This window comes from Paracoccus endophyticus (genome assembly GCF_003286075.1).
In the GTDB taxonomy this organism is placed as follows: Bacteria; Pseudomonadota; Alphaproteobacteria; order Rhodobacterales; family Rhodobacteraceae; genus Paracoccus; species Paracoccus endophyticus.
The window spans coordinates 112965-133946 of record NZ_QLUV01000001.1 but is presented as its reverse complement, the minus strand read 5'-3'; the positions used below and the strand labels follow the sequence as shown (position 1 = coordinate 133946).

24 protein-coding genes are annotated in these 20982 nt (G+C 72.4%); 11 read left to right on the top strand and 13 right to left on the bottom strand.

Going from position 1 to position 20982, the window contains the following annotated elements:
* Position 1: 1 nt before the first annotated feature.
* From DPQ23_RS00675 to DPQ23_RS00635, 9 genes are read right to left on the bottom strand one after another with little or no spacing between them, the layout of a single operon-like run.
* Positions 2–634, bottom strand: a complete 633-nt coding sequence (locus DPQ23_RS00675) for a hypothetical protein (RefSeq protein ID WP_112872759.1) — start codon at positions 632–634, stop codon at positions 2–4.
* A gap of 12 nt (positions 635–646) precedes the next feature.
* Positions 647–1390, bottom strand: a complete 744-nt coding sequence (gene flgH, locus DPQ23_RS00670; RefSeq protein ID WP_112872758.1) for a flagellar basal body L-ring protein FlgH — start codon at positions 1388–1390, stop codon at positions 647–649.
* Between the two features lie 9 nt (positions 1391–1399).
* Positions 1400–1813, bottom strand: a complete 414-nt coding sequence (flgA, locus tag DPQ23_RS00665) for a flagellar basal body P-ring formation chaperone FlgA (RefSeq protein WP_112872757.1) — start codon at positions 1811–1813, stop codon at positions 1400–1402.
* Entirely contained in the window at positions 1813–2598 is a 786-nt protein-coding gene (gene flgG, locus DPQ23_RS00660) for a flagellar basal-body rod protein FlgG (RefSeq protein WP_112872756.1), read from the bottom strand. Before flgG ends, flgA begins: the two co-directional genes overlap by 1 nt.
* A 14-nt stretch (positions 2599–2612) precedes the next feature.
* On the bottom strand, positions 2613–3326 hold the full coding sequence (locus DPQ23_RS00655) for a flagellar hook-basal body complex protein (RefSeq protein WP_112872755.1): 714 nt from the start codon (positions 3324–3326) through the stop codon (positions 2613–2615).
* The gene (locus DPQ23_RS00650; RefSeq protein WP_112872754.1) at positions 3326–3592 is read right to left on the bottom strand and encodes a flagellar biosynthetic protein FliQ; all 267 of its coding nucleotides are present in this window, start codon (positions 3590–3592) and stop codon (positions 3326–3328) included. Before DPQ23_RS00650 ends, DPQ23_RS00655 begins: the two co-directional genes overlap by 1 nt.
* Positions 3592–3891 (bottom strand): flagellar hook-basal body complex protein FliE, encoded by a 300-nt coding sequence (gene fliE, locus DPQ23_RS00645; RefSeq protein WP_112872753.1) that lies wholly within the window; start codon positions 3889–3891, stop codon positions 3592–3594. The genes DPQ23_RS00650 and fliE overlap by 1 nt, the downstream gene beginning before the upstream one ends.
* Before the next feature lie 14 nt (positions 3892–3905).
* Positions 3906–4295: a flagellar basal body rod protein FlgC gene (gene flgC / locus DPQ23_RS00640; protein ID WP_112872752.1), complete on the bottom strand. Its 390-nt coding sequence runs from the start codon at positions 4293–4295 to the stop codon at positions 3906–3908.
* Positions 4296–4297: 2 nt separating this feature from the next.
* The gene (locus DPQ23_RS00635; RefSeq protein WP_112872751.1) at positions 4298–4687 is read right to left on the bottom strand and encodes a FlgB family protein; all 390 of its coding nucleotides are present in this window, start codon (positions 4685–4687) and stop codon (positions 4298–4300) included.
* A 108-nt stretch (positions 4688–4795) separates the two neighbouring features.
* Between DPQ23_RS00635 and DPQ23_RS00630 the strand changes: the two genes are divergently transcribed.
* The 4 genes from DPQ23_RS00630 (at position 4796) to DPQ23_RS00615 (ending at position 8553) form a co-directional block, all read left to right on the top strand.
* Positions 4796–6124 carry a FliI/YscN family ATPase gene (locus DPQ23_RS00630; protein WP_112873282.1) on the top strand — a complete coding sequence of 443 codons (1329 nt, stop codon included), beginning with the start codon at positions 4796–4798 and terminating at the stop codon, positions 6122–6124.
* Between the two features lie 134 nt (positions 6125–6258).
* Entirely contained in the window at positions 6259–6732 is a 474-nt protein-coding gene (locus DPQ23_RS00625; RefSeq protein ID WP_112872750.1) for a DUF2382 domain-containing protein, read from the top strand.
* 50 nt (positions 6733–6782) lie between these two features.
* Entirely contained in the window at positions 6783–7667 is an 885-nt protein-coding gene (locus DPQ23_RS00620) for a YsnF/AvaK domain-containing protein (RefSeq protein WP_112872749.1), read from the top strand.
* Between the two features lie 154 nt (positions 7668–7821).
* Positions 7822–8553: a Crp/Fnr family transcriptional regulator gene (locus tag DPQ23_RS00615; protein ID WP_112872748.1), complete on the top strand. Its 732-nt coding sequence runs from the start codon at positions 7822–7824 to the stop codon at positions 8551–8553.
* Between the two features lie 28 nt (positions 8554–8581).
* Here DPQ23_RS00615 and DPQ23_RS00610 read toward each other — a convergent pair whose 3' ends face one another.
* Together DPQ23_RS00610 and DPQ23_RS00605 are read right to left on the bottom strand one after the other, a co-directional pair.
* Positions 8582–9700, bottom strand: a complete 1119-nt coding sequence (locus tag DPQ23_RS00610; protein ID WP_240602285.1) for an extensin-like domain-containing protein — start codon at positions 9698–9700, stop codon at positions 8582–8584.
* Positions 9697–11226 (bottom strand): L,D-transpeptidase family protein, encoded by a 1530-nt coding sequence (locus DPQ23_RS00605; RefSeq protein ID WP_240602284.1) that lies wholly within the window; start codon positions 11224–11226, stop codon positions 9697–9699. Before DPQ23_RS00605 ends, DPQ23_RS00610 begins: the two co-directional genes overlap by 4 nt.
* A gap of 232 nt (positions 11227–11458) precedes the next feature.
* Here DPQ23_RS00605 and DPQ23_RS00600 point away from each other — a divergent pair, with 232 nt between their 5' ends.
* A complete protein-coding gene (locus DPQ23_RS00600; protein ID WP_112872747.1) occupies positions 11459–12253 on the top strand; it encodes an oxepin-CoA hydrolase, alternative type in 795 nt (264 codons plus the stop codon).
* Positions 12254–12554: 301 nt separating this feature from the next.
* Here the strand turns inward: DPQ23_RS00600 and DPQ23_RS00595 are convergent, their stop codons facing one another.
* The gene (locus tag DPQ23_RS00595) at positions 12555–13325 is read right to left on the bottom strand and encodes a GntR family transcriptional regulator (protein ID WP_112872746.1); all 771 of its coding nucleotides are present in this window, start codon (positions 13323–13325) and stop codon (positions 12555–12557) included.
* Positions 13326–13513: 188 nt separating this feature from the next.
* On the opposite strand from DPQ23_RS00595, the gene DPQ23_RS00590 reads away from it, so the two are divergent.
* The 6 genes from DPQ23_RS00590 to DPQ23_RS00565 all read left to right on the top strand — a co-directional run bounded on the left by DPQ23_RS00590 (position 13514) and on the right by DPQ23_RS00565 (position 19730).
* On the top strand, positions 13514–14713 hold the full coding sequence (locus tag DPQ23_RS00590) for an MFS transporter (RefSeq protein ID WP_112872745.1): 1200 nt from the start codon (positions 13514–13516) through the stop codon (positions 14711–14713).
* A 92-nt stretch (positions 14714–14805) separates the two neighbouring features.
* Entirely contained in the window at positions 14806–16209 is a 1404-nt protein-coding gene (gene puuE / locus DPQ23_RS00585; RefSeq protein ID WP_112872744.1) for an allantoinase PuuE, read from the top strand.
* 159 nt (positions 16210–16368) lie between these two features.
* Positions 16369–17277: a bifunctional allantoicase/(S)-ureidoglycine aminohydrolase gene (locus tag DPQ23_RS00580; RefSeq protein WP_112872743.1), complete on the top strand. Its 909-nt coding sequence runs from the start codon at positions 16369–16371 to the stop codon at positions 17275–17277.
* Positions 17278–17341: 64 nt separating this feature from the next.
* Positions 17342–17821 (top strand): ureidoglycolate lyase, encoded by a 480-nt coding sequence (locus DPQ23_RS00575; protein ID WP_112872742.1) that lies wholly within the window; start codon positions 17342–17344, stop codon positions 17819–17821.
* On the top strand, positions 17818–18513 hold the full coding sequence (locus DPQ23_RS00570) for a ribonuclease HII (protein WP_112872741.1): 696 nt from the start codon (positions 17818–17820) through the stop codon (positions 18511–18513). Before DPQ23_RS00575 ends, DPQ23_RS00570 begins: the two co-directional genes overlap by 4 nt.
* A 95-nt stretch (positions 18514–18608) precedes the next feature.
* On the top strand, positions 18609–19730 hold the full coding sequence (locus tag DPQ23_RS00565) for a site-specific DNA-methyltransferase (protein ID WP_112872740.1): 1122 nt from the start codon (positions 18609–18611) through the stop codon (positions 19728–19730).
* Positions 19731–19830: 100 nt separating this feature from the next.
* On the opposite strand, the gene DPQ23_RS00560 is transcribed toward DPQ23_RS00565, so the two are convergent.
* Complete coding sequence (locus DPQ23_RS00560) at positions 19831–20952, bottom strand: alkane 1-monooxygenase (protein WP_112872739.1); 1122 nt, start codon at positions 20950–20952, stop codon at positions 19831–19833.
* Positions 20953–20982: the final 30 nt, after the last annotated feature.

Below are 20982 nucleotides of genomic sequence, written 5' to 3'. Positions count from 1 at the left end.
CTCAGCGCTCCTGGCGGGCGATGTCGCCGATCAGGATGTCGCCGACCTGGGGAACGACCGCCTGCGCGGCCGCCAGCAGCGCCGCGCGCAGGGCCCGCAGATGCGCGTCGGCGGTGAAGTTGCCGTCAAAGCCGCCGGTGTTGGCCTGGATCAGCAACTGCCGCAGCAGCGCGTCGCGCAGCTTGTGTTCATGGGCATAGACCGTCTCGCTGACCGCCTGCGGCATCTCAATCGTCAGGCTCAGCACCATGGTGCTGTCCAGCCGTCCGTCGTGCAGCACCGGAACGAAGAACTGCTGCGGAAACTTGAACCACGCCGCCGCGTCGCCCCCGGCGCCGTGATCGCCGTCCCCGCCGCCATGCCCGCCCGCGCCCGCCGCCGGCGCGCCGTGGCCGCCGCCCGCCGCGGCGGGGGCCGCGTGCGGTGCCGTAGGTGCCGGGGCATCGTGGCCGTTCGCCGGCTTTTCCGCGGCGGGTGCGCCGTGGCCGGCTTGGGCCCCTGCGCCCGCAGCGCCCTCGGCCCCTGCCGCCGCCTCGGCCTGCGACGCCGGGCCGCCGCGCAGCAGGTCGCCCCCCACCGCGCCGCCCGCAAAGGCCAGCACGGGCAGCAGCAGCTTCAGGATCTTGCCGATCATCGCGCGTCCCCCTCAGTACGGCAGGACGATGTCGGCCAGCTGCTGGCCATAGCGGGGCTGCTGGGCATCGCTGATCTGCCCGTGCCCGCCATAGCTGATGCGGGCGCCCGCGATGCGGTCGTAGGCCACCTCGTTCTCGCGCGAGATGTCGGAGGGGCGCACGAAGCCGCTGACGGTCAGCTCGCGCACCTCGAAGTTGACGCGCACCTCCTGCGTGCCCTGGATGTGCAGCACGCCGTTGGGCAGCGTCTCGATCACCGTGGCCGCGACCCGCAGCGTCAGCTTGTCGCGGCGCGAGATGTTGCCCTGGCCCTTGAAGGTCGAGGCCGACTTCGCCTCGGCCAGCTCGTCCATGCTCGCGCCCTCGGGCAGCAGCTCGTCGATGCGCTGGGGAATGCCCATCATCGACGGGATGCCCACCTTTTCCGACGCCGCGCGCGAGCGGCCCGAGCTGTTCTGGATCTCGGCCCGGTCGTCGATCTCGATCACCACGGTCAGGATGTCGCCGCGAGCGCGGGCGCGGCGGTCGCCGACCAGCGACATCTGCTGGCCCGCCCACAGCGAGGCGCCGCTGTCGGGCCGGGCCGGCATGTCCGACAGCGGGACGACCGGCTCGGCCATGGCCTGGAACTCGGCGGTGGCGTGCGGCTCGCTCATCTGCGGGACCTGGCCGATCTGCTGGACGCGGCCGCAGGCGGCCACGGTCAGCCCCAGGCACAGGGTCTGGATCACGAGACGGGACGGAAAACGGGGCATGAGGGGTCCTTAGCGGCTGGCGACGGTCACGGTGCCGTCGGGATTGATGCGGGCGCTGATCGTCGCCCGCGAGGAGAGGTTCATCACCCGGATCACGTCGCCCGCGCCCCCGGCGCCCAGCGCCCGGCCCTCGGTCTCGATCCGCAGGGCGGCGCTTTCATAGGCCAGCGTGACCAGCTGGTTGCGGGCGACCAGCGTGGGCGTGGCCAGCTGCGCGGCCAGGATCGGGCGGCCCTGATAGATGGCCACGCGGGTCTGGCGGCCGATCACGTCGGGCGGCAGGGGGCCGGCGCGGGACGTCGGCGCCAGCGCCACGTCCGCGGCGGTCAGGATGGTGCCCGCGGGCAGGGTGCGCGCGGCCACGCTTTCGTCGGCGGCGGCGGCCAGCGGCCACAGCGCAAGGATCAGGACCAGCCAGCCCATCAGCGCACCTGCACCGTGGCGCCCAGCATCTGGTCGGCCGCGGTGATGACCTTGGAGTTCAGCTCGTATCCCCGCTGCGCCTTGATCAGCTCGGCAATCTCGCGCACCGGATCGACCGAGCTGTCCTCGAGATAGCCCTGCCGCAGCATCCCCAGGCCCTGCTCGCCCGGCACCGCGACGTTGGGCGCGCCCGAGGCCGGGGTTTCCAGAAACAGGTTCGATCCCGTCGCCTCCAGCCCCTTTTCGTTGACAAAGCCCGCCAGCGTGATCTGGCCCAGGTTCTGCGGCTCGACCTGGTCGCTGAAATAGGCAAAGACCTCGCCGGCGGCGCTGATCGACACGCTGCGGGCCTCGGGCGGCAGGGTGATGCCGGCGGCCAGCGGGAACCCGTCCGAGGTCACGATCTGCCCCTCGGCCGACCGCTTCAACCCGCCGTCGCGTGTATAGGCCGAGGCCCCGGACGGCAGCGTCACCTCGAGATAGCCAAGGCCGTCGATCGCCACGTCCAGATCGCCCCCGGTCTGGCTGAGCGAGCCCTGCGCGGGCATGAAGGTGACGGCGGTCGGCCGCACCCCCAGGCCCATCTGGACCCCCGCCGGCACCATCGTGCCATCCGCGCCGGAAATCGTGCCGGGCCGCTGCGCCTGCTGATAGGCGAGGTCGGCGAATTCCGCGCGGCGGGCGTTGTAGCCGGTCGTGGACATGTTGGCGAGGTTGTTGGAAATCACCTCGACCCGTGTCTGCTGGGCGGCCATGCCGGTCGCCGCGATCTGCAATGCTCTCATCTGCGGGGCCTTTCTCAGCGGGTGGTGGCGACCAGGACCGCGCGGATGCGCTGGTCCTCGCCGTCCAGGAAGGACTGGCCCAGCTCGTAGGCGCGCTGGACCTCGATCATGCGGGCGATTTCCATCACCGGGTTGACGTTGGACTCCTCAAGGAAACCCTGGCGCACCGTCGCCTCGGGCAGGGGCTCGGCGCCCTCGGCGGCAAACAGCGTGCCCCCCTCGTGCGTCAGGCGCGACGGGTCGGGCTGGGCGAACACGCCCACGCGCCCGACCGGCTGGCCGTCGGCCGAAATCGTGCCGTCGGCCGCCACGCCGATGCCGCGCGTGCCGGGCGGGATGGCGATCGGGGCCTCGCCCTCGTCCAGCAGGCGGTGGCCGTCGGCGTTGATCAGCTCGCCCTCGGCCGAGGCCAGGAACGCGCCCGCGCGGGTCAGGCGGTTGCCCTCGGGCGTCGCCACCATGAAGAACCCCTCGCCCTCCAGCGCCAGGTCCCAGGTGCCGCCGGTCTGCGTCAGCGCGGCATGGGTCAGGTCGATCCGGCGGCCGCGGGCGTTCGCCATCGACAGCGTCTCGCCGCGGCCGTCCAGCGCCGTCATGTGTTCCGAAAAGACCACCCCCTCGGCCCGGAACCCGGGGGTCGAGGCGTTGGCCATGTTGTTGGCCACGGTCCGCATCTCGCGCATCAGGCCCGACTGGCGGGTCAGCGCGGCATAGATCGCGTTGTCCATCACATCCCCGCGACAATGGGGAGGACCTGGTCGGAAAAGAATCCCGCCAGCGTCGAGGTCATGAAGCTCATCGTGACCCAGAACACGGCCAGCATCAGCCCGACCTTGGGCACGAAGGTCAGCGTCATCTCCTGCACCGAGGTCAGCGCCTGGAAGAGGCCGATCGCCACGCCGGTGACCAGCGCGACCACCAGCAGCGGCGCCGACATGCGGACCGCGATCCAAAGCGCCTGGCGCGTCACGTCAAAGATCAGGGTCTCGTCCATCACACGGGCATCCTCAGGATGTCCTGATAGGCCTCGACGACCTTGTCGCGGATCGCCACCACCGTCTCGAGCGCGATCTGCGCCTCGGCGATCGACTGGACCAGCGTCTGGGTGTCGGACCGGCCGGTCATCGCGCCCACCGCGGCGGCGTCGGCCTGGTCCATGACGCGGGCGAAATCCTGCGCGGCCGCGGTCACGGGACCTGCGCCCGGGGCCGGGCCGGCATGGGCGCGCGCCTCGGCATAGGCGCTGGCGACGCGGCCGCCCGATTGCAGTGCGGCAGAGGTGAGCGAGATCATGGCGGGCCCCTTTTCTAGCGGCGGATCAGGTCAAGCAGCGCCGACGACATCTGGCGCGACTGTTCGAAGATCTTCAGGTTGGCCTCGTAGCTGCGCGAGGCCTCGCGGGCGTCGGCCACCTCGACCACCAGATCGACGTTCGAACCGAGGTAGTAGCCGTCCTGGCCCGCCATCGGGTGGCTGGGGTCGTGGACGCGCGGCAGCTCGGTCCGGTCGGGCAGGGTGCGGCTGGCGGCGACCGCCCCCGTCTCGCGCCCGACATCGCGGTCGGGCCGGAACGCGACCAGCTTGCGGCGATAGCCGGGCGTGTCCACGTTGGCGATGTTCTCGGAGATATGGCGCAGGCGCACGGCCTGCGCGCGCAGCCCCGAGGCGGCCAGATCGACGGCGGACAGATCCCCCACGGTCAGCCCCGCCGCCCGATGGCCGTGCGCATCAGCGACAGGCCCGACTGATAGACCGACAGCGACAGGTCGAACGACCGCCGCGCGCCCGCGGCACGGATCATCTCGTCCTCGAGCGAGACGGTGTTGCCGTTGGGCGCGGGCTCGCCCCCCGCATCGACGGGACGGCCCGCAGCGGTGCCCCAGCCGGCGGCCGGCAGATGCCCGCCGCGGGTCGCGCGCAGGCCGGTGTGCGGCTGGTCGCGCCAGACTTGGGCAAAGTCGCGCAGGTCGGCCGCGCGATAGCCGGGCGTGTCGGCGTTGGCGACGTTGCGCGCCACGGTCTGCTGCCGGGCGGTGGCATGGGCGCCCAGGTCGCGGGCCATCCGAATCGTGTCGATCTGTCCAAACAAAGAGGCTTCTCCCCTGCGTCGATAAACCGGGTCTTAACCCCCGAAGGTTTAGAAACCGTTTCCAGCGGAGCGATTTCCGCATCAGCCGGGGGACCCTCGTTGGACCACATCGACTCGCTTGCCGCCCGCATCCGCCGCCTGCGCGTGGCCCGCCATTTCGGCCGCGTCCGCGCCATCCGCGCCGGCGTGGTCGAGGTCGCGGGCCTCAATCATTCGGCAAGCCTGGGCGATCGCGTGGTGTTCCTGGCCGGTGCCCTGGCCGGAGAGGTCGTGGGCCTGACCCCCGATGCTGCCCATGTCCTGCCCGAGGGGGCGACCGAGGGGCTGTCCATCGGGGCGCAGGCCGAACTGCTGTTCGCGCCCACCATCGCCCCGGCCGATTCGTGGGTCGGCCGCATCGTCGATCCGTTCGGGCAGCCGCTGGACGGCCGCCCGCTGACGCCGGGACCGGCCGACCGCCCCTATCGTGCGGCGCCGCCGCCGGCCGCGTCGCGCAAGCGGCTGGGGGCGCGGCTCGACACCGGGCTTGCCGTCTTCGACACGCTGCTGCCGCTGGTGCGCGGGCAACGGATCGGGCTGTTTGCGGGGTCGGGGGTGGGCAAGTCCACGCTGCTGTCGTCGCTGGCCCGCGGGGTCCGGGCGGACGTGGTTGTGATCGCCATGATCGGCGAGCGCGGGCGCGAGCTGCGCGAGTTCGTCGAGACGGTGCTTGGCCCGGCCGGCATGGCGCGCGCGGTCGTCGTGGCGGCGACGTCGGACCAGTCGCCGCTGACGCGCCGCCGCTGCGCCTGGGCGGCCATGGCGGTGGCGGAACATTTCCGCGATGCGGGCCGGCACGTGCTGTTCCTGGCCGATTCGATCACCCGCTTTGCCGAGGCGCACCGGGAAATCGCCCTCGCCTCGGGCGAGGCGCCCAGCTATCGCGGATTTCCGCCCTCGACCTCGCAGATGATCATGGCGCTGGCCGAACGCTCGGGGCCGGGCCCCGAGGGCGGGGGCGACATCACCGCCATCTTCAGCGTGCTGGTCGCCGGGTCCGACATGGAGGAGCCGGTCGCCGACATCCTGCGCGGCGTGCTGGACGGCCATGTGGTGCTGGACCGCGCCATCGCCGAGCGCGGGCGATTCCCGGCCATCGACGTGCTGCGGTCGGTGTCGCGGTCGCTGCCCCACGCGGCCAGCGATGCGGAAAACGGGCTGATCCAGCGGGCGCGGGCGGCGCTGGGGACTTATGCGGAATCCGAGCTGATGATCAGGGCGGGGCTTTACGCCGCCGGGTCCGATCCCCGCCTGGAAGAGGCCGTGCGGCTGTTTCCCGCCCTGGACGCCTTTGTCGCCCGGGCCGCGCCCGATGGCGTCGCGCAAAGCTTTCGCCTGCTGGCCGATGCGCTGGCCGCGCGGGGCCGCCCGCCCGGTCCGGCGCGCGCACCGGCCTGAAGGGACCGGGGCAGGGCGGGGGCCAGGGGGACCGACCCGACGGAACGGGCGGGAACCGATGGGCGTGTCGCAAGTTGATTCGGCGAACCGCAGCACGGGCGACACGACGCCCCGCTGCCCGCAGGGAAACGACCATGACCGACACGCCGGACACCCCGGCCGCGCGCGCCGCGGCACGGACCGACAGCCCCTTGCCTGCCGCCGGGCAGGCGGCGGACGCGCGGGCCGACGACCGCGCGCAGGTCATCGATGTTCTGGCCGAGACCGCCGAGGTGCGGATCGTGCGCCGCGAGACGGGCGGCGTGCGGGTGCAGCTCGTGACCGAGACCGAGGAGACGTCGCTTCCGGCCACCACCCGCCTTGAGACGGTCGAGGTCACGCGCCACCCGGTCAACCGGGTGGTCGAGACAGCGCCCGAAACCCGGACCGAGGGCGACGTGACGATCATCCCCGTCGTCGAGGAGCAGGCCGTCCTGACCACCCGGCTGGTGGTCACCGAAGAAATCCACATCCGGCGCGTCGTCCAGACCAGCGACGATGCCGTTCCGGTGACGCTGCGACGCCAGCGCGCCGTCATCTCGCGGCTGGACGAGCCAGACGCGACCTGAGCGGGCCTCTGGCCCGGCCCTCATTCACAGTTCACGCAGAGGAAGACCCCATGACCGACTATCAGAGCTATTCCAGCGCCGGCTCGTCGCGGACCCTGTCGGCGATGTTCGACAACCGGGCCGAGGCCGACCGCGCCGTCGCCGCACTGGCCGCGGCGGGCATCGCCGATGTGGTGCTGACCGGCAACGACAATCCCGGCTATGGCGCGGTGGATCGCACCGCTGCCGGCCGCGACGACAACCGCGGGTTCTTCGAATCCATCGGGGACTTCTTCTTCCCCGACGAGGACCGCTACAGCTATGCCGAGGGCCTGGGCCGCGGCGGCTATCTGGTGACCGTGCGCAACATTCCCGCGGAACAGTACGACACCGCGCTGGACATCCTCGACGACGAGGGCGCCGTGGACATGGAGGCGCGCGAGCAGGAGTGGCGGTCCGAAGGCTGGACCGGCTATGGCCGCGACAGCCTGGCCGGCGGCGAGAGCACCGACCGCACCGCACTGGGCGCGGGCACCGAGCGCACCGCGCTTGAGGGCGACACCAACGCCGACGGCGTCATCGACGTGGTCGAGGAGCGCGTGATGGTCGCCAAGCGCGAGACCGAGGGCGGCCGCGTCCGCGTGCGGTCCTATGTCACCGAAACCCCGGTCGAGCAGGATGTCGAGCTGCGCTCCGAGCGCGTCAACGTCGAGCGCCGCGCCGTGGATCGCCCGGCCGACGCGGCGGCCTTCACCGACCAGACCATCGAGGCGCGCGAATACAGCGAGACCCCCGTGGTCCACAAGGAAGCCCGCGTCGTCGAGGAGATCGCGCTGAACAAGAACGTCGAGACGCATGTCGAGACGGTCCGCGACACCGTCCGCAAGACCGAGGTCGAGATCGAGGACGAGCGCGGCACCGTTGCTGGCCGCACCGACGACACCACCCGCCGCTGACCCGCGGCGACTGGGAAGGGGACGGGGCGGCGCAGGCTGCCCTGTCTTCGTTCCCGCGCCTGACAGCCTACGCTTAACAAATGTCTGCGAGGCCCCCCTTGTCGGGGGTCTGCGGCTTTGCAAAGTCCGGTCCTGACGACAGGCATGGTGCGACATGGCGGTGATCGACTTCTTCATCCGTTATCTCCAGCGCTGCGGCGACCTCAGCCCCGATGATCTTGCGCGCCTGCGCGACATCCCTACGACCTCGGCCCGGTACGAGGCGGGCGAGACGATCGTTCAGGCCGGCTGCGGCCACACCCGCAGCGGGCTGCTGCTGCGCGGCATGGCGGCGCGCCAGCACCTGCTGCCGGGACGCGAGACGCAGCGCGTCGTGACCGCGCTGCATGTCCCGGGCGAGTTCATGGACCTGCTCAACTTCGTCCTGAACGAACTGGAATACTCCGTCGTCTCGGTCGGCCCGTCCGAGGTCGAGTTCATCGACCATGTTCACCTGGCCGAGATCACCGAGAGCCATCCGCACCTGACCCGGCTGCTGTGGATGTCCACCGCCCTCGACGGGGCGATCCACCGGCGCTGGCTGGTCGCGGCGAATGCGCTGCGCTCCAGCGCGCAGCTGGCCCATCTGCTGTGCGAGATCTACACGCGCCTGTCCAGGGCGGCCGCGGCGCGCGACATGCGCCTGACCCTGCCGCTGCTGCAGCGCGAACTGGCGGATGTGCTGGGGTATTCCTCGATCCACATCAACCGCGCGGTGCGCGACCTGCGCGACCGCGGGCTGGTGACGTGGACGGGGACCGAGATCCACATCCTGGACTGGGCCGGGCTGTGCCGGCTGGCCCGGTTCGATCCGGTCTACCTTGAACTGGAACGCCGCCGCCGCTGACGCTCCCTTCGGGCCACCTCTGCCCGGTCTATTGGCACAGCCGGAACCCGCCCTGCCGGGCCTTGATGTCCAGATGCAGGTGGTCGTCGTGCGCGTCGTTGCTGCCGGGCCCCAGCACGGTGGCAAAGAACAGGCAGGCCGATCCCTGAACGGCGCTCTGGAACGCCTCGGTCATGTCGCCCCGGCCGGTGCGGGGCGCGACCGCCAAGGTCGTGCCGTCGTCCAGCCGGAACCCCGCGATGTCGATGGCATTGCCCGTCGCGTGTTCCGACAGGCGCGGCGCGCCGCCGTCGCCCACCACGGGCCGGCACTGATAGGCGGAACCCGGCACCACCCCCGTCACACGCGGCGCACCGGGCAGGTGCCCGGCGGCAGGCAGCACGACCCGGTCCATCCAGCGCGCCAGCGCGCGGGCGGTGTCGCAGCGCAGGACTGCATCGCCCTCCATCGCGACGCCGGGCAAGAGCCGGTCCACCCGAACGGGGCGCGCGATGCCGCAGTCGCGCTGGCCGGGGTCGGTCACGGGCGCGACCTCGGCGACCGCAGCCCCCAGCAGGAACAGTTCGAGCCGGCAGACGGAATAGGCGAAGTCCTCCTCGCGCAGCGCCTCGGGCGCGGGGGACGGCAACGGCTCGGGCGGGGGGGCGGGAACAGGAGGCGCGGGGTTGCCCGGTGCCGCGACGCCGCCGTCAGGGGGCACGGGGGGCGCCCCAGGGCGACGGGAGTTGGGTGCGGAGTCGGACGGCGGCGGGATCAGCGCCCCACGATGAACCGGCGCAGGCCCGCCCGGCGGGGCGAACGGCACGCCGCCCGCGCCGTCGTTGGCGGGCGGGGTCGCCCCCGCATCCTCTCCGGCGGGGGCAAGCGGCGGCTGCGCGGACTGTGGCCGGGCGGTGGCATTCGCGGGGCCGGGTTCCGCCTCGGGTCCGGTCGCCTGCCCCTTGGGGGAGGGCGGTCCGCCTGCGACACCCGGGGCCGGCTTGGCGCGGGGCGGCTCGGCCAGGCCGCGCGCGGCGGGCGAGGGGCGGCGGGCAGGGGCCTCGGCCCTCTGCGCCTCTGCCGGGGATGGGGCGCGGGGCACCGGCTGCGCCGCGGCGGGTCCGGTGCCGGCCGCCAGCACCAGGATCGTCGCCGCGGCCCGGATCACGTCCCCGGACCTGCGGCCGGGGCCGGCACCGTGCCTGCGGCGGGCACATCCTGGGGCGGCACAGCAGGCATTGCGGGTGCGGCCTGCAGCATCCCGCCGCTGGCGGTGCTGAGCGCCTGGCTGAGCGAATCGTCGGCCGCGGGGGCAGGAACGCCTGCGGCGACCGCGGCCGCGTCCAGCGCGGGCGTCATGGCCCCGGCCGCCGGCCCTGCGGCGGGACCCCCCATCGGTGCCGCCCCGGCGACCACGCCGGCCGGCGCGACACCCCCCGCTGTCATGCCGTCCGCGGCAACGGCGACCGGCACGGCCAGCGGCGGCAGGGGCGCGGTGGCGCCGCCCAGGCCCGCGGGCCGCGGCAGGGGCTTGCCCGCGGCCACCGACAGCGCCGCCGGTGCGCCCGCAACGATGCCGTCCCCGGTGCCGGGCGCGGACAGGCCCCCCGCAACCGGCGCCGCAACCGGCGCCGCGACCGGCACCACGGCCGGGGGCACCGCCGGTGTCACGTCGGCGATCCGCACGCCGGGGGCCAGGAACTCGACCACGGTCTGGTCCAGCGTCACCATCCCCGCCAGTTCGGTCGCGTCCCAGTTCGTAAGGCGCACGCAGCCGTGCGATTCGCTGACGAACAGGCGCGACGGCGTGGGCGTGCCGTGGATGCCATAGGTCGGCTCGCTCAGGTCGATCCACATGTTGCCCACCGGACCGTTCGGCCCAGGCGGCACGCGCAGCACCTTGTCGTTGTCGCCCTGCTTAAAGTTAGTGTTCGGGTTGTAGGTATAGTCCGGGTTCTTCGCCACGGCCGTGACCGTGTGGGTCCCGTGCGGCGAGGGGTTGTCGCTGGACCCCACCGTGGCGGGATAGTCCACCACCATCCGCCCCGCCGCGTCATAGGCCGCGACGCGCCCGGCCTCCTTGTCCACGATGATCCGGGCGACCTTGGTCCTGATCGGCTTTGCCGGGACCGTGACCTTGATCGTCGCGCCTGGTTCCAGGGCGACGCCCGGGTTCAGCTGGAGGATGAACTTCTCGTCCATGTGGAACGTCTCGGCCAGCCGTTCCGCGACCGATGTGTAGCCCATCGACTCCATCTCGGCCTTTTTCGCATAGTCGGTGGGGATGGCCTCGACCAGGCCCTGCGCGTCCGCGTCGGTGATGGTATAGTCGGCGGTCAGCGGAGCGGCCGCAAAGGGTTGCAGCAGCGCCCAGACCTGCGGGTCGAGGCGGCCGTCCACGGGCAGGCCGCTCTTGCGCTCGAACGCGCTCAGCGCGCTTTCGGACATGCCGCCGCGGAACCCGTCCACGACGCCGGGCGAGACGCCCGCGCGGTCCAGCAGGACCTGAACCCGCGCGGTCAGCGCCGATTGGCCGGGCGGCAGTTCGCCCACGCCGGAAAACGTCGCCGCCTCGATGTCGGCGGCGGTGATGATGGCGCGTGCCGACTGCGCCCGGGCGGGGGCTGCGGCCACGGCCAAGGCCACAGCAAGGGCAAGGGGGGCGGCGGTCAGCATCAGGGGCGCGCGAGGCATCAAGGTCTCCGATTCACATCAGGCACAACCATGACGATTGTGGCCGGTGCCGCCAACCCTGCGGGAGTCAAGAATGCTTGACCCGTGGCATCGGGGTTGCGTGACGTCGGGGCGCGGCCTGCCCGCGCGGGCGGGGCGCGGCTTGCGCCCGGACCGGCCAGCCGCGACAACGGACCGAACGCCCGCGGGTCCCCCGGCCGCCGCGGCCCCTGACCTGCACAAAGGATGCCCCATGAGCGACACCTGCGACATCATCGACCGGGGCACCCACCTGCTGGTCGTCAATCGCAACCCCGCGCGCCGCAACGCCCTGTCGGCGGGGTTCTATGCGGGCCTGCGCCGTGCGCTGGCGCAGGCCGCCGCGCAGCCGCGCCTGGGCGCGGTGGTGCTGACGGGGGCGGAGGGGTTCTTTTGCGCGGGCGGCGACCTGACGCTGCTGATCCAGGGCCAGCACATGACCGAGGCCGAGCGCCGGGACGCGATCGAGGACCTGCAGTCGCTGATCCGGTCGGTGATGGACTGCCCCCGCCCCGTCATCGCCGCGGTCGAGGGCGGCGCGGCGGGGGCCGGCTTCTCGCTGGCGATGGCGTGCGATCTGATCGTCGCGGCCGAGGACGCGACCTTCACCGCCGCCTATGTGAACGCGGGGCTGATCCCCGACGGCGGGCTGACCGGCAGCCTGACCGCCGCGCTGCCGCCGGCGCTGGTGGCCGAGCTTTGCCTGGGCGGCCAGCCCGTGCCTGCGCCCCGCCTGCAGGCCCTGGGGGCCATCAACGCGACCACCCCGCCCGGTCAGGCGCAGGCCGCGGCCGAGGCGTTGGCGGCGCGGCTGGCCCAGGGCCCCGCGCAGGCGCAGGCCGCGATCAAGGCGCTGATCGTGGGCGCACGGCGCGCGCTGATGGACCGCCAGCTTGCCGCCGAGGTGCCGGCGATGGCCCGCGCCCTGGCCGCGCCCGAGGCCGCCGAGGGCATCGCCGGCTTTTTGGCCAAGCGCCCCGCGGATTTCGCGGCGCTGCGCCGGGGCTGAGCGGGGCTGCGGCAAGCGCCGGACAGGGCACGGGTGGGGCGGCCGCCGGGTCCGGGGCGCGCGCACGGCCACGGATCGCGGCGTCGTCCGGGCGGCGGCGACAGCCCTGCCGACCCTGCCGGACGCGATGGCCGCAGGGCCGATCCGCCCGCGCCCCTGCGCAAAGCCCGCGCCCCTGCCCGCGCGCAAAGCCCGCCATTCCGCCCGACGCGTGCGCTGACCTCGGGGGTCGCGGCTGCGGGCCGGCGCGCAAGCCAAGACGCTCTGCCGGCGCCGGCCGGACAATCAGGCCGGGCGGCCGTCAGAACAGCGGATTGCGAACCACGACCTGCGGGTGAAAGACGACGCGTGCGGTGGTCAGCGGCTGGGCATCCCTCCACGAACAGGTGTCATAGACGATCACCGGCGCGTCCTGCGGGCAGGCCAGCGCGGCCGATGCGTCTTCCTGACCGGCGGTGGACGCGGACACCCGCGTCTCGGCGTGGGTCAGGCGCGACTGCATCGACAGCCAGTCGCTGGCCCAGGTGCCCGCCAGCACCGCATCGGTCATCTGCGGCACCAGCGCCATGTTGGTAAAGCGCCGCTCGTGGCAGAAGGTCTCGTCGTCGGCCAGAAACATTGCCTGCGTTTCGCGCACGCAGGCGGCGTCCTGCGCCATCAGCCGGATCAGCATCGCGCGCGGGGCCGTGCCCGTGCGGCCGCCGAGAAAGCGATAGCCGTAGCGGCGGCCCTCGCCCTCGATCAGCGCGCGCAGGACCGGGCGCGCCATGTCCGACCCGCGCGCCATCGCCAGCGCGACGCGGGTGCCCACGCGGCGGCGGCGTTCGACCACGCCGCGGTCGGCCAGGTCGGTCAGCGCCCGGTTCACCGTGGCGCGCGCGCAGCCCAGTTCCGCAGCCAGCTGCTCCTCGGTCGGGATCAGGTCGCCCGGCGGATAGACCCCCCTCTTGATCCGCGCGAGGATCTCGCCCTGCACCGACTGCCAGGTCAGCGCGCGCCGCGCCAGCAATCCCCTCGGGCGCGCGCCACCGTTCAGCGCCGCCCCGGCCCTGTCCGGTTCCTTCCTTATCATCGTGTGTTGTTCCGCTGCTGGTTAACCGCTTATAGGCACGCCGAATCCGCCCGGTGAACTTGTCCATTTGGCCAGTCCGGCACCGCCGCGGGCGGCGGCGGGCTGGCCGCAGCGGTTGACTCTGCCCCGGCGCAGGCCTGATCTGCGCGGATCGGGCGGGCAGGCGGGCGCACAGGGGAGGGACGACGATGGCGGCAGTGACGACGGACCATGCGCCGCGCGCGGACAGCCCCCACTGGCTGGTGCTGGGCGCGCTCAGCCTGTGCCACATGGTCAACGACGTGCTGCAATCGCTGCTGTCGGCGATCTATCCGCTGCTCAAGGCCGAGTTCGCGCTGACCTATGCCCAGATCGGGATGATGACATTCGCGTTCCAGGTCACGGCCTCGCTGCTGCAACCGGCAGTGGGGATCGTCACGGACCGCCACCCGATGCCCAGGTCGCTGGCGGTGGGGATGCTGGCCAGCTTTGCCGGGGTGGTGACGCTGGCCCTGGCGCCGGCCTATGGCTGGCTGCTGGCGGGGGCGATGCTGATCGGGCTGGGATCGTCGATCTTTCACCCCGAAAGCTCGCGCGTGGCGCGCACCGCGTCCGGCGGGCGCTTCGGCACGGCGCAGTCGCTGTTCCAGCTGGGCGGAAACGGCGGGCAGGCGCTGGGGCCGCTGCTGGCGGCGTTCCTGGTCGGGCCGCTGGGACGCGGAGTGCTGGGCTGGCTGGGGCTGATCGCGCTGGCCGGCGCTGGGGTGCTGTGGCAGGTCGGCCGCTGGGCCGAGGGGCGCCGCCGCGCGGGCGGGCTGCGGGTGCCGTCGGGGCCGCTGCTGGGCCGGCGCCGCATCGTCGCGGCGATCGGGGTGCTGGCGGTGCTGTCGTCCACCAAGGCCTTCTACATGGCCAGCCTGACCAGCTATTACACGTTCTTTCTGATCGACAAGTTCGGGCTGGGCGCGCGCGGGGCGCAGCTGATGCTGTTCCTGCTGCTGTTCGGGTCGGCCGCCGGTGTGATGCTGGGCGGCATCCTGGGCGACCGGGTGGGGCCGCGCCGGGTGATCTGGTTCTCGATCCTGGGCGTGCTGCCGTTTTCGCTGCTGCTGCCGCATGTGGGACTGGTGCCGACGGCGATCCTGTCGGTGCTGGTGGGCGCCATCATGGCCTCGGCCGCGCCCGCGATCGTCGTCTTCGCGCAGGAACTGGTGCCCGGCCGCACCGGGCTGATCGCGGGCCTGTTCTTCGGCTTTGCCTTTGGCATGGGCGGGATCGCCGCGGCGGTTCTGGGGCAGGTCGCGGACGCGCAGGGCATCCGCTTCGTCTTCCTCGTCTGCTCGGTGCTGCCGGTGCTGGGGCTGCTGACGGCGGCGCTGCCGCGGGGCCGCGATCTGGTTCGGGCCTAGGCGTTCCGCCTGCCGGAAAGCGCCGCCGCCCCCGCTGGACAAGCGGCGCGCCCGGCGTGACCCTGCGGCGGCGCGAGGAAAAGGGACGAGCGATGCGATACAGCCGCGACATGCGAGGCCACGGCCCGAACCCCCCCGATCCGCAGTGGCCGGGCGGGGCCCGCATCGCCGTCCAGATCGTCGTCAACTACGAGGAAGGCGGCGAGAACTCGGTCGAGCATGGCGACGCCGCGTCCGAGGCGTTCCTGTCGGAAATCGTGGGCGCGCAGCCCTGGCCGGGCCAGCGCCACTGGAACATGGAAACGATCTACGACTATGGCGCGCGCGCGGGGTTCTGGCGGCTGCTGCGCCTGCTCGAGGGCATCCCCGTCACCTGCTATGGCGTGGCGACGGCGCTGGCGCGCAACCCCGAGCAGACCCGCGCGATGATCGACGCCGGGTGGGAGATGGCGACCCACGGGCTGAAGTGGATCGACTACAAGGACGTGCCCCGCGACATCGAGGCCGAGCATATCCGGCAGGCGGTCGCGCTGCACACGCACGTCACCGGCGCGCGGCCGCTGGGATTCTATCAGGGCCGGGCGTCGATGAACACGGTGGCACTGGGCTGCGAGGAAGGGGGCTTCGAATACCTGGCCGACAGCTATGCCGACGATCTGCCCTTCTGGCACGTCCACCAGGGCCGCCCGCAACTGATGGTGCCCTATACGCTGGACGCCAACGACATGCGCTTTGCCAACGGCGGCTTCACCAACGGCGAGGAGTTCTTCCTGTACCTGCGCGACAGCTTCGACTGCCTGTACCGCGAAGGGGGCGAGGGGCGGCCGCGGATGCTGTCGATCGGGCTGCACAACCGGCTTGCGGGCCGCCCGGGCCGGGCCGAGGGGCTGCGGCGGTTTCTGGACCACGCCCGCGCCCACGACGGCGTCTGGTTCGCGACCCGGCTCGACATCGCGCGGCACTGGGCCGGGGCGCATCCGTTCCGCGCGGCCGAACGGCCCTCGCAGATGGGGCGTGACGATTTCGTGGCGCGCTTTGGCGGGATCTACGAGCATTCGCCCTGGATCGCGGAACGGGTCTGGGACGGCGAGATGGGCGCCGCGCATGACAGCGCCGCGGGGTTGGCCGGTGCGATGGCGCGGGTCTTCCGCGCCGCGTCCGACCAGGAACGGCTGGGCGTGCTGCGCGCCCACCCCGACCTGGCGGGCAAGCTGGCGGCGGCACGGCGGCTGACGGCCGACAGCGCCGCCGAGCAGGCGAGCGCCGGGCTGGATGCGCTGACCGACGCGGAGCGGGCGGACTTCACGCGCCTGAACGCGGCCTATGTGGCGCGCCACGGGTTCCCCTTCATCATCGCGGTGCGCGATCACGACAGGGCGGGAATCATGCGCGCGATGGCCGCCCGCGTGGACAACGACAGCGCCACGGAACGGGCCGAGGCGGAACGGCAGGTCATGCGCATCGCGGACCTGCGGTTGACATCGGCCCTGGGGTAAGGGGGGCGCTGCCCCCGCCGCCCGTGCCGGACGGCTCCCCCCCGGGATATTTGGGCAAGGAAGAACCAGGCTGTCTTCCTTGCTGAACTATCCTCGGGGGTGCGGGGGCGGACGGCCCCCGCGGGACGGCCCCGCGGCTGCGACGGAAAGGAAAGACGGATGATCGACGACACCACACCCGGCGGCAACCCCGCGCCCATTCCGGGCGAGGCCGCGGCCGCGCCGCCCCCCTCGCGCTATGCGGGGCCGGTGGCGGGGCTGCCGCCGCAGACCGGCCTGACCACCGACACGGCCGTCCTGACCGACGCCTATGCCGTCATCCCGCGCAGCGTGATGCGCGACATCGTGACCAGCTATCTGCCCGGCTGGACGGGGATGCGGATGTGGGTGCTGGCCCGCCCGCTGACCGGGTTTGCCGAAACCTTCAGCCAGTATGTCGTGGAACTGTCCGAGGGCGGCGGCTGCAACGCCCCCGACGACGACCCCCGCGTGCAGCACGCGCTGTTCGTCACCGGGGGCGAGATGGACGTGACCCTCGCCGGCGCGCGCCATCGCCTGACGCCGGGCGGCTTTGCCTATATCCCCCCGGGCGTGCCTTGGGGGGTGCGCAACGCGACGCCCGGCAATGCGGGGTTCCACTGGTTTCGCAAGCTGTGGCAGCCCGCCGCCGGGCTGACGCCCCCGGATCCCGTGATCGCCAACGAAAACGACATCCCCCCCAGCCCCATGCCCGAGACCGAGGGCAGCTGGGCCACGACGCGCTTCGTCCCCCTGGACGACCTGCGCCACGACATGCACATCACGGTCGTGACCTTTGCCCCCGGCGGGTCCATCCCCTTTGCCGAGACGCATGTCATGGAACACGGGCTGTTCGTGCTGGAAGGCAAGGCCGTCTATCGCCTGAACCGCGACTGGGTCGAGGTGGGACCGGGCGACTTCATGTGGCTGCGCGCCTTCTGCCCGCAGGCCTGCTATGCGGGCGGTCCGGGGCGGTTCCGCTATCTGCTCTACAAGGACGTGAACCGCCACGCGCCGCTGTGGTTCGGGGCGGGCGGGGCCGGGCGGTGACGGCCCGCCCCGACGCCGCGGCGCGCCGCCCCGCACCCCGCAGCCTGCCGGCTAGGGGGCACCCATGACCACGATCCGCGCCGTCCCGATCAGCGCCCGCGCATTCGCGCCCTTCGGCGACCTGCTGGCCCCGCGCGACGCGCCCACGCGGCTGATCAACGCCGGGCGCTGCGAACGCCACCATGCGCTGGCGACGGTCGAACGCGGCGGCGGCGAGGCGGCGATCTCGATCTTTCGCAGCGCACCGGTCAGCCTGCCTTACGACTGCGCGCTGCTGGAACGCCATCCGCTGGGGTCGCAGGCGTTCATGCCGCTGGGGCCGGACCCGTGGCTGTCGGTGGTGGCCCCCGACGCGGGCGGCCGGCCGGGCGCGCCGCTGGCCTTCCTGGTGCCGGCGGGCATGGGCGTCAACCTGCGCGCGGGCGTCTGGCACGGGGTGCTGACGCCGCTGGACCGCGCCGCCGATTTCCTGGTCATCGACCGCGAAGGCGGGGGCTGCAACCTCGAGGAGGTGGCGATCGACCCCGTCACCATCACGCCATGACGGACCTGTTTCCCGACACCCTGCCGCCGGCCCCGGGGCGCGCGCCGCGGCGGTCGCGCGCCCGGCGTCCCACCCTGCACCACGAGAAATCCTGCTGGGCCGAGGGGGCGACGCTGGTCTGCGGCGTGGACGAGGTCGGGCGCGGCCCGCTGGCCGGGCCGGTCACGGCGGCGGCGGTGATCCTGCCCGCGCGCGGCATCCCGCGGGGCCTGGACGATTCCAAGAAGCTGAGCCCGGCCGCCCGCGACCGGCTGGCCGCGCGGATCATGGTCTGCGCCGACTGGGCCGTCGGCCACGCCAGCGTCGAGGAGATCGAGGCGCTGAACATCCATCACGCCGCGCATCTGGCGATGCGCCGCGCCGTGGCCGCCCTGCGCCGGCCGCCCTGCGTCGTGCTGGTGGACGGCAACCGCATTCCCCCCGGCCTCGACCGCCCGGCGCGCGCCATCGTGGGCGGCGATGCGATCAGCCTGTCGATCGCCGCCGCCAGCATCGTCGCCAAGGTGACGCGCGACCGCATCATGATGGATCTGGCGCAACAGCATCCCGGCTATGGGTGGGAGAAAAACATGGGCTATCCCACCGCCGCGCACAAACGGGCGCTGGTGGAACGGGGCGTCACTCCCCTCCATAGGCGGGGATTTCCGTCCATCAACAAGATATTGTGTCCACAGCTAAACCTAAACGGCTGATTCAAAATAGTATTTGACGGCGAATCGGTCATGACTCATCTTGGCCTCGACAGGACCGGCACAAGAACCGCCGGCCGGGACCCGAGGCAGAGACCATGAACACCGACCTGACCACCCGCCCGGCGCGGCCCGCCGCGGCCCTGCCGCTCAACACCATCCTGGGCGGGGACTGCATCGAGGTGATGAACGGGCTGCCGGAAGGCTCGGTCGACCTGATCTTTGCCGATCCCCCCTATAACCTGCAATTGCGCGGCGACCTGCACCGGCCCGACAATTCCAAGGTCGATGCGGTGGACGACCACTGGGACCAGTTCGGCAGCCTCGCGGCCTATGACGCGTTCACCAGGGCCTGGCTGGCGGCGGCGCGCCGGCTGCTCAAGCCCGACGGCGCGATCTGGGTGATCGGCAGCTATCACAACATCTTCCGCGTGGGCGCCGAGTTGCAGAACCAGGGGTTCTGGCTGCTCAACGACGTGGTGTGGCGCAAGTCGAACCCGATGCCGAACTTTCGCGGCAAGCGGCTGACCAACGCCCACGAGACGCTGATCTGGGCGTCCCGGACCGAAGGCGCGCGATACACCTTCAACTACGAGGCGCTGAAGTCGCTGAACGAGGGCATCCAGATGCGCTCGGACTGGACGCTGCCGATCTGCACGGGGGCCGAGCGAATCAAGGGCGAGGACGGGGCCAAGGCCCATCCGACGCAGAAACCCGAAAGCCTGCTGCACCGGATCATGGTGGGCACGACCAACCCCGGCGACGTGGTGCTGGACCCGTTCTTCGGCACCGGCACCACCGGCGCCGTCGCCAAGATGCTGGGCCGCGACTGGATCGGGATCGAGCGCGAGGACAGCTATCGCGCCGTCGCCGAGCGCCGCCTGTCGCGCGTCCGCCGCCTGGACGCCGCGGCCTTGGCCACGACCGGCAGCAAGCGCGCGGAACCCCGCATCCCCTTTGGCCAGGTGGTGGAACGCGGCATGCTGCGCCCGGGCGAGGAGCTGGTGTCCATCAACGCCCGCCACAGCGCGCGGGTGCGCGCCGACGGCTCGCTGGTCGGGCGCGACGTGCGCGGGTCCATCCACCAGGTCGGCGCCGCGCTGGAAGGCGCGCCGTCGTGCAACGGCTGGACCTATTGGCATTTCCGCCGCGACGGGCAGATGATCCCGATCGACATCCTTCGCCAGCAGATCCGCGCGGAACTGGCCGCCGCGGGCTGACGACCGCTTTGCCGGTGTCTCGGGCGCGCGGGGGCAAGCCCCGGCCGCCCGGGGCGCGAACTTGCCCCGCCGGGTCTGCCTGCGCGGGGCATTCTTATGGCTACAGCGCCTTGCGCGGCACCGGGTTCTCGCCGCGGTTATAGGGGCCCCAGTCCGCGATGTCGGGATAGAACTGCCGCCGCCAGGCCCGTACGCGCGGGTTCATCCGCCGCCGCCACAGGGGCGGCACCATCGCCACGAAGGTCATCGCCGGATAGCCCTGCGGCAGTTGCGGGGCCTGGTCGGCGCCATAGGTCTGCAGCAGCGGAAACCGGCGGTCGGGCTTGTAGTGGTGGTCCGAATGGCGTTGCAGGTTGATCAGCAGCCAGTTCGACGCCCTGTGGCCCGCGTTCCAGCTGTGCCGCGGCAGGACGTGTTCGTACCGCCCCCCGCCAAGGTGCCGCCGCGTCAGGCCATAATGCTCGACATAGTTCGTCAGTTCCAGCTGCCAGACGGCGACGAAGGCCTGGAACACGAACAACGCCACCCCCAGCCAGCCGCCCAAGCCCGCGGCCAGCGCCAGCATCGCGCCCTGCAGCGCGCCGTAGCGCCAGAACGGGTTGCGCCGGTCCCACCAGGGCCGCCCGGCGCGCGCCAGCAGCCGGGTTTCCGCGCGCCACGCCGATCGCGGGCAGTCCGCCAGAACCCGCGCGAAATAGCGGAAGAACCCCTCGTTGTAGCGCGCCGAGACCGCGTCGCGCGGGGTCGCCACCCAGGCGTGATGGACCAGCAGATGCTCGGTCCGGAAATGCGAATACAGCGTCATGGCCAGCAGCAGGTCGCCGAGCGCCCGCTCCCACGCGGGTTTCTGGTGCAGCAGCTCGTGGGCATAAACCATGCCGATGGTGCCCGACATCACCCCCAGGCCGAAAAACAGCCCCAGCGTTTCCCAGCCGCCCAGATGCGGCGCGCGGGTGGCGTACCAGATCGCCCAGAACAGCACCGCCGCCTGCACGGGACCCCAGATCACGGTGATCGCGCGGTGCCAGCGCAGCTGCGCGGTGGGCGTGTCGGGGTTGGGGTTGTCGGTATTCAGGCCCAGCAGCGCGTCCAGCGCGGTGACGAGGTACCACGCACAGGCGGGCATCAGCGCCCACCACCAGCCGCCGCGCAGGGCGGCCAGCACCGCCAGCGGCACCAGCGCCAGCGACATCCAGAAGGGCAGGGCGGACCGCAGCGTCATGGCGGCGTTCTAGCGCCTTGCCGCGGGCAG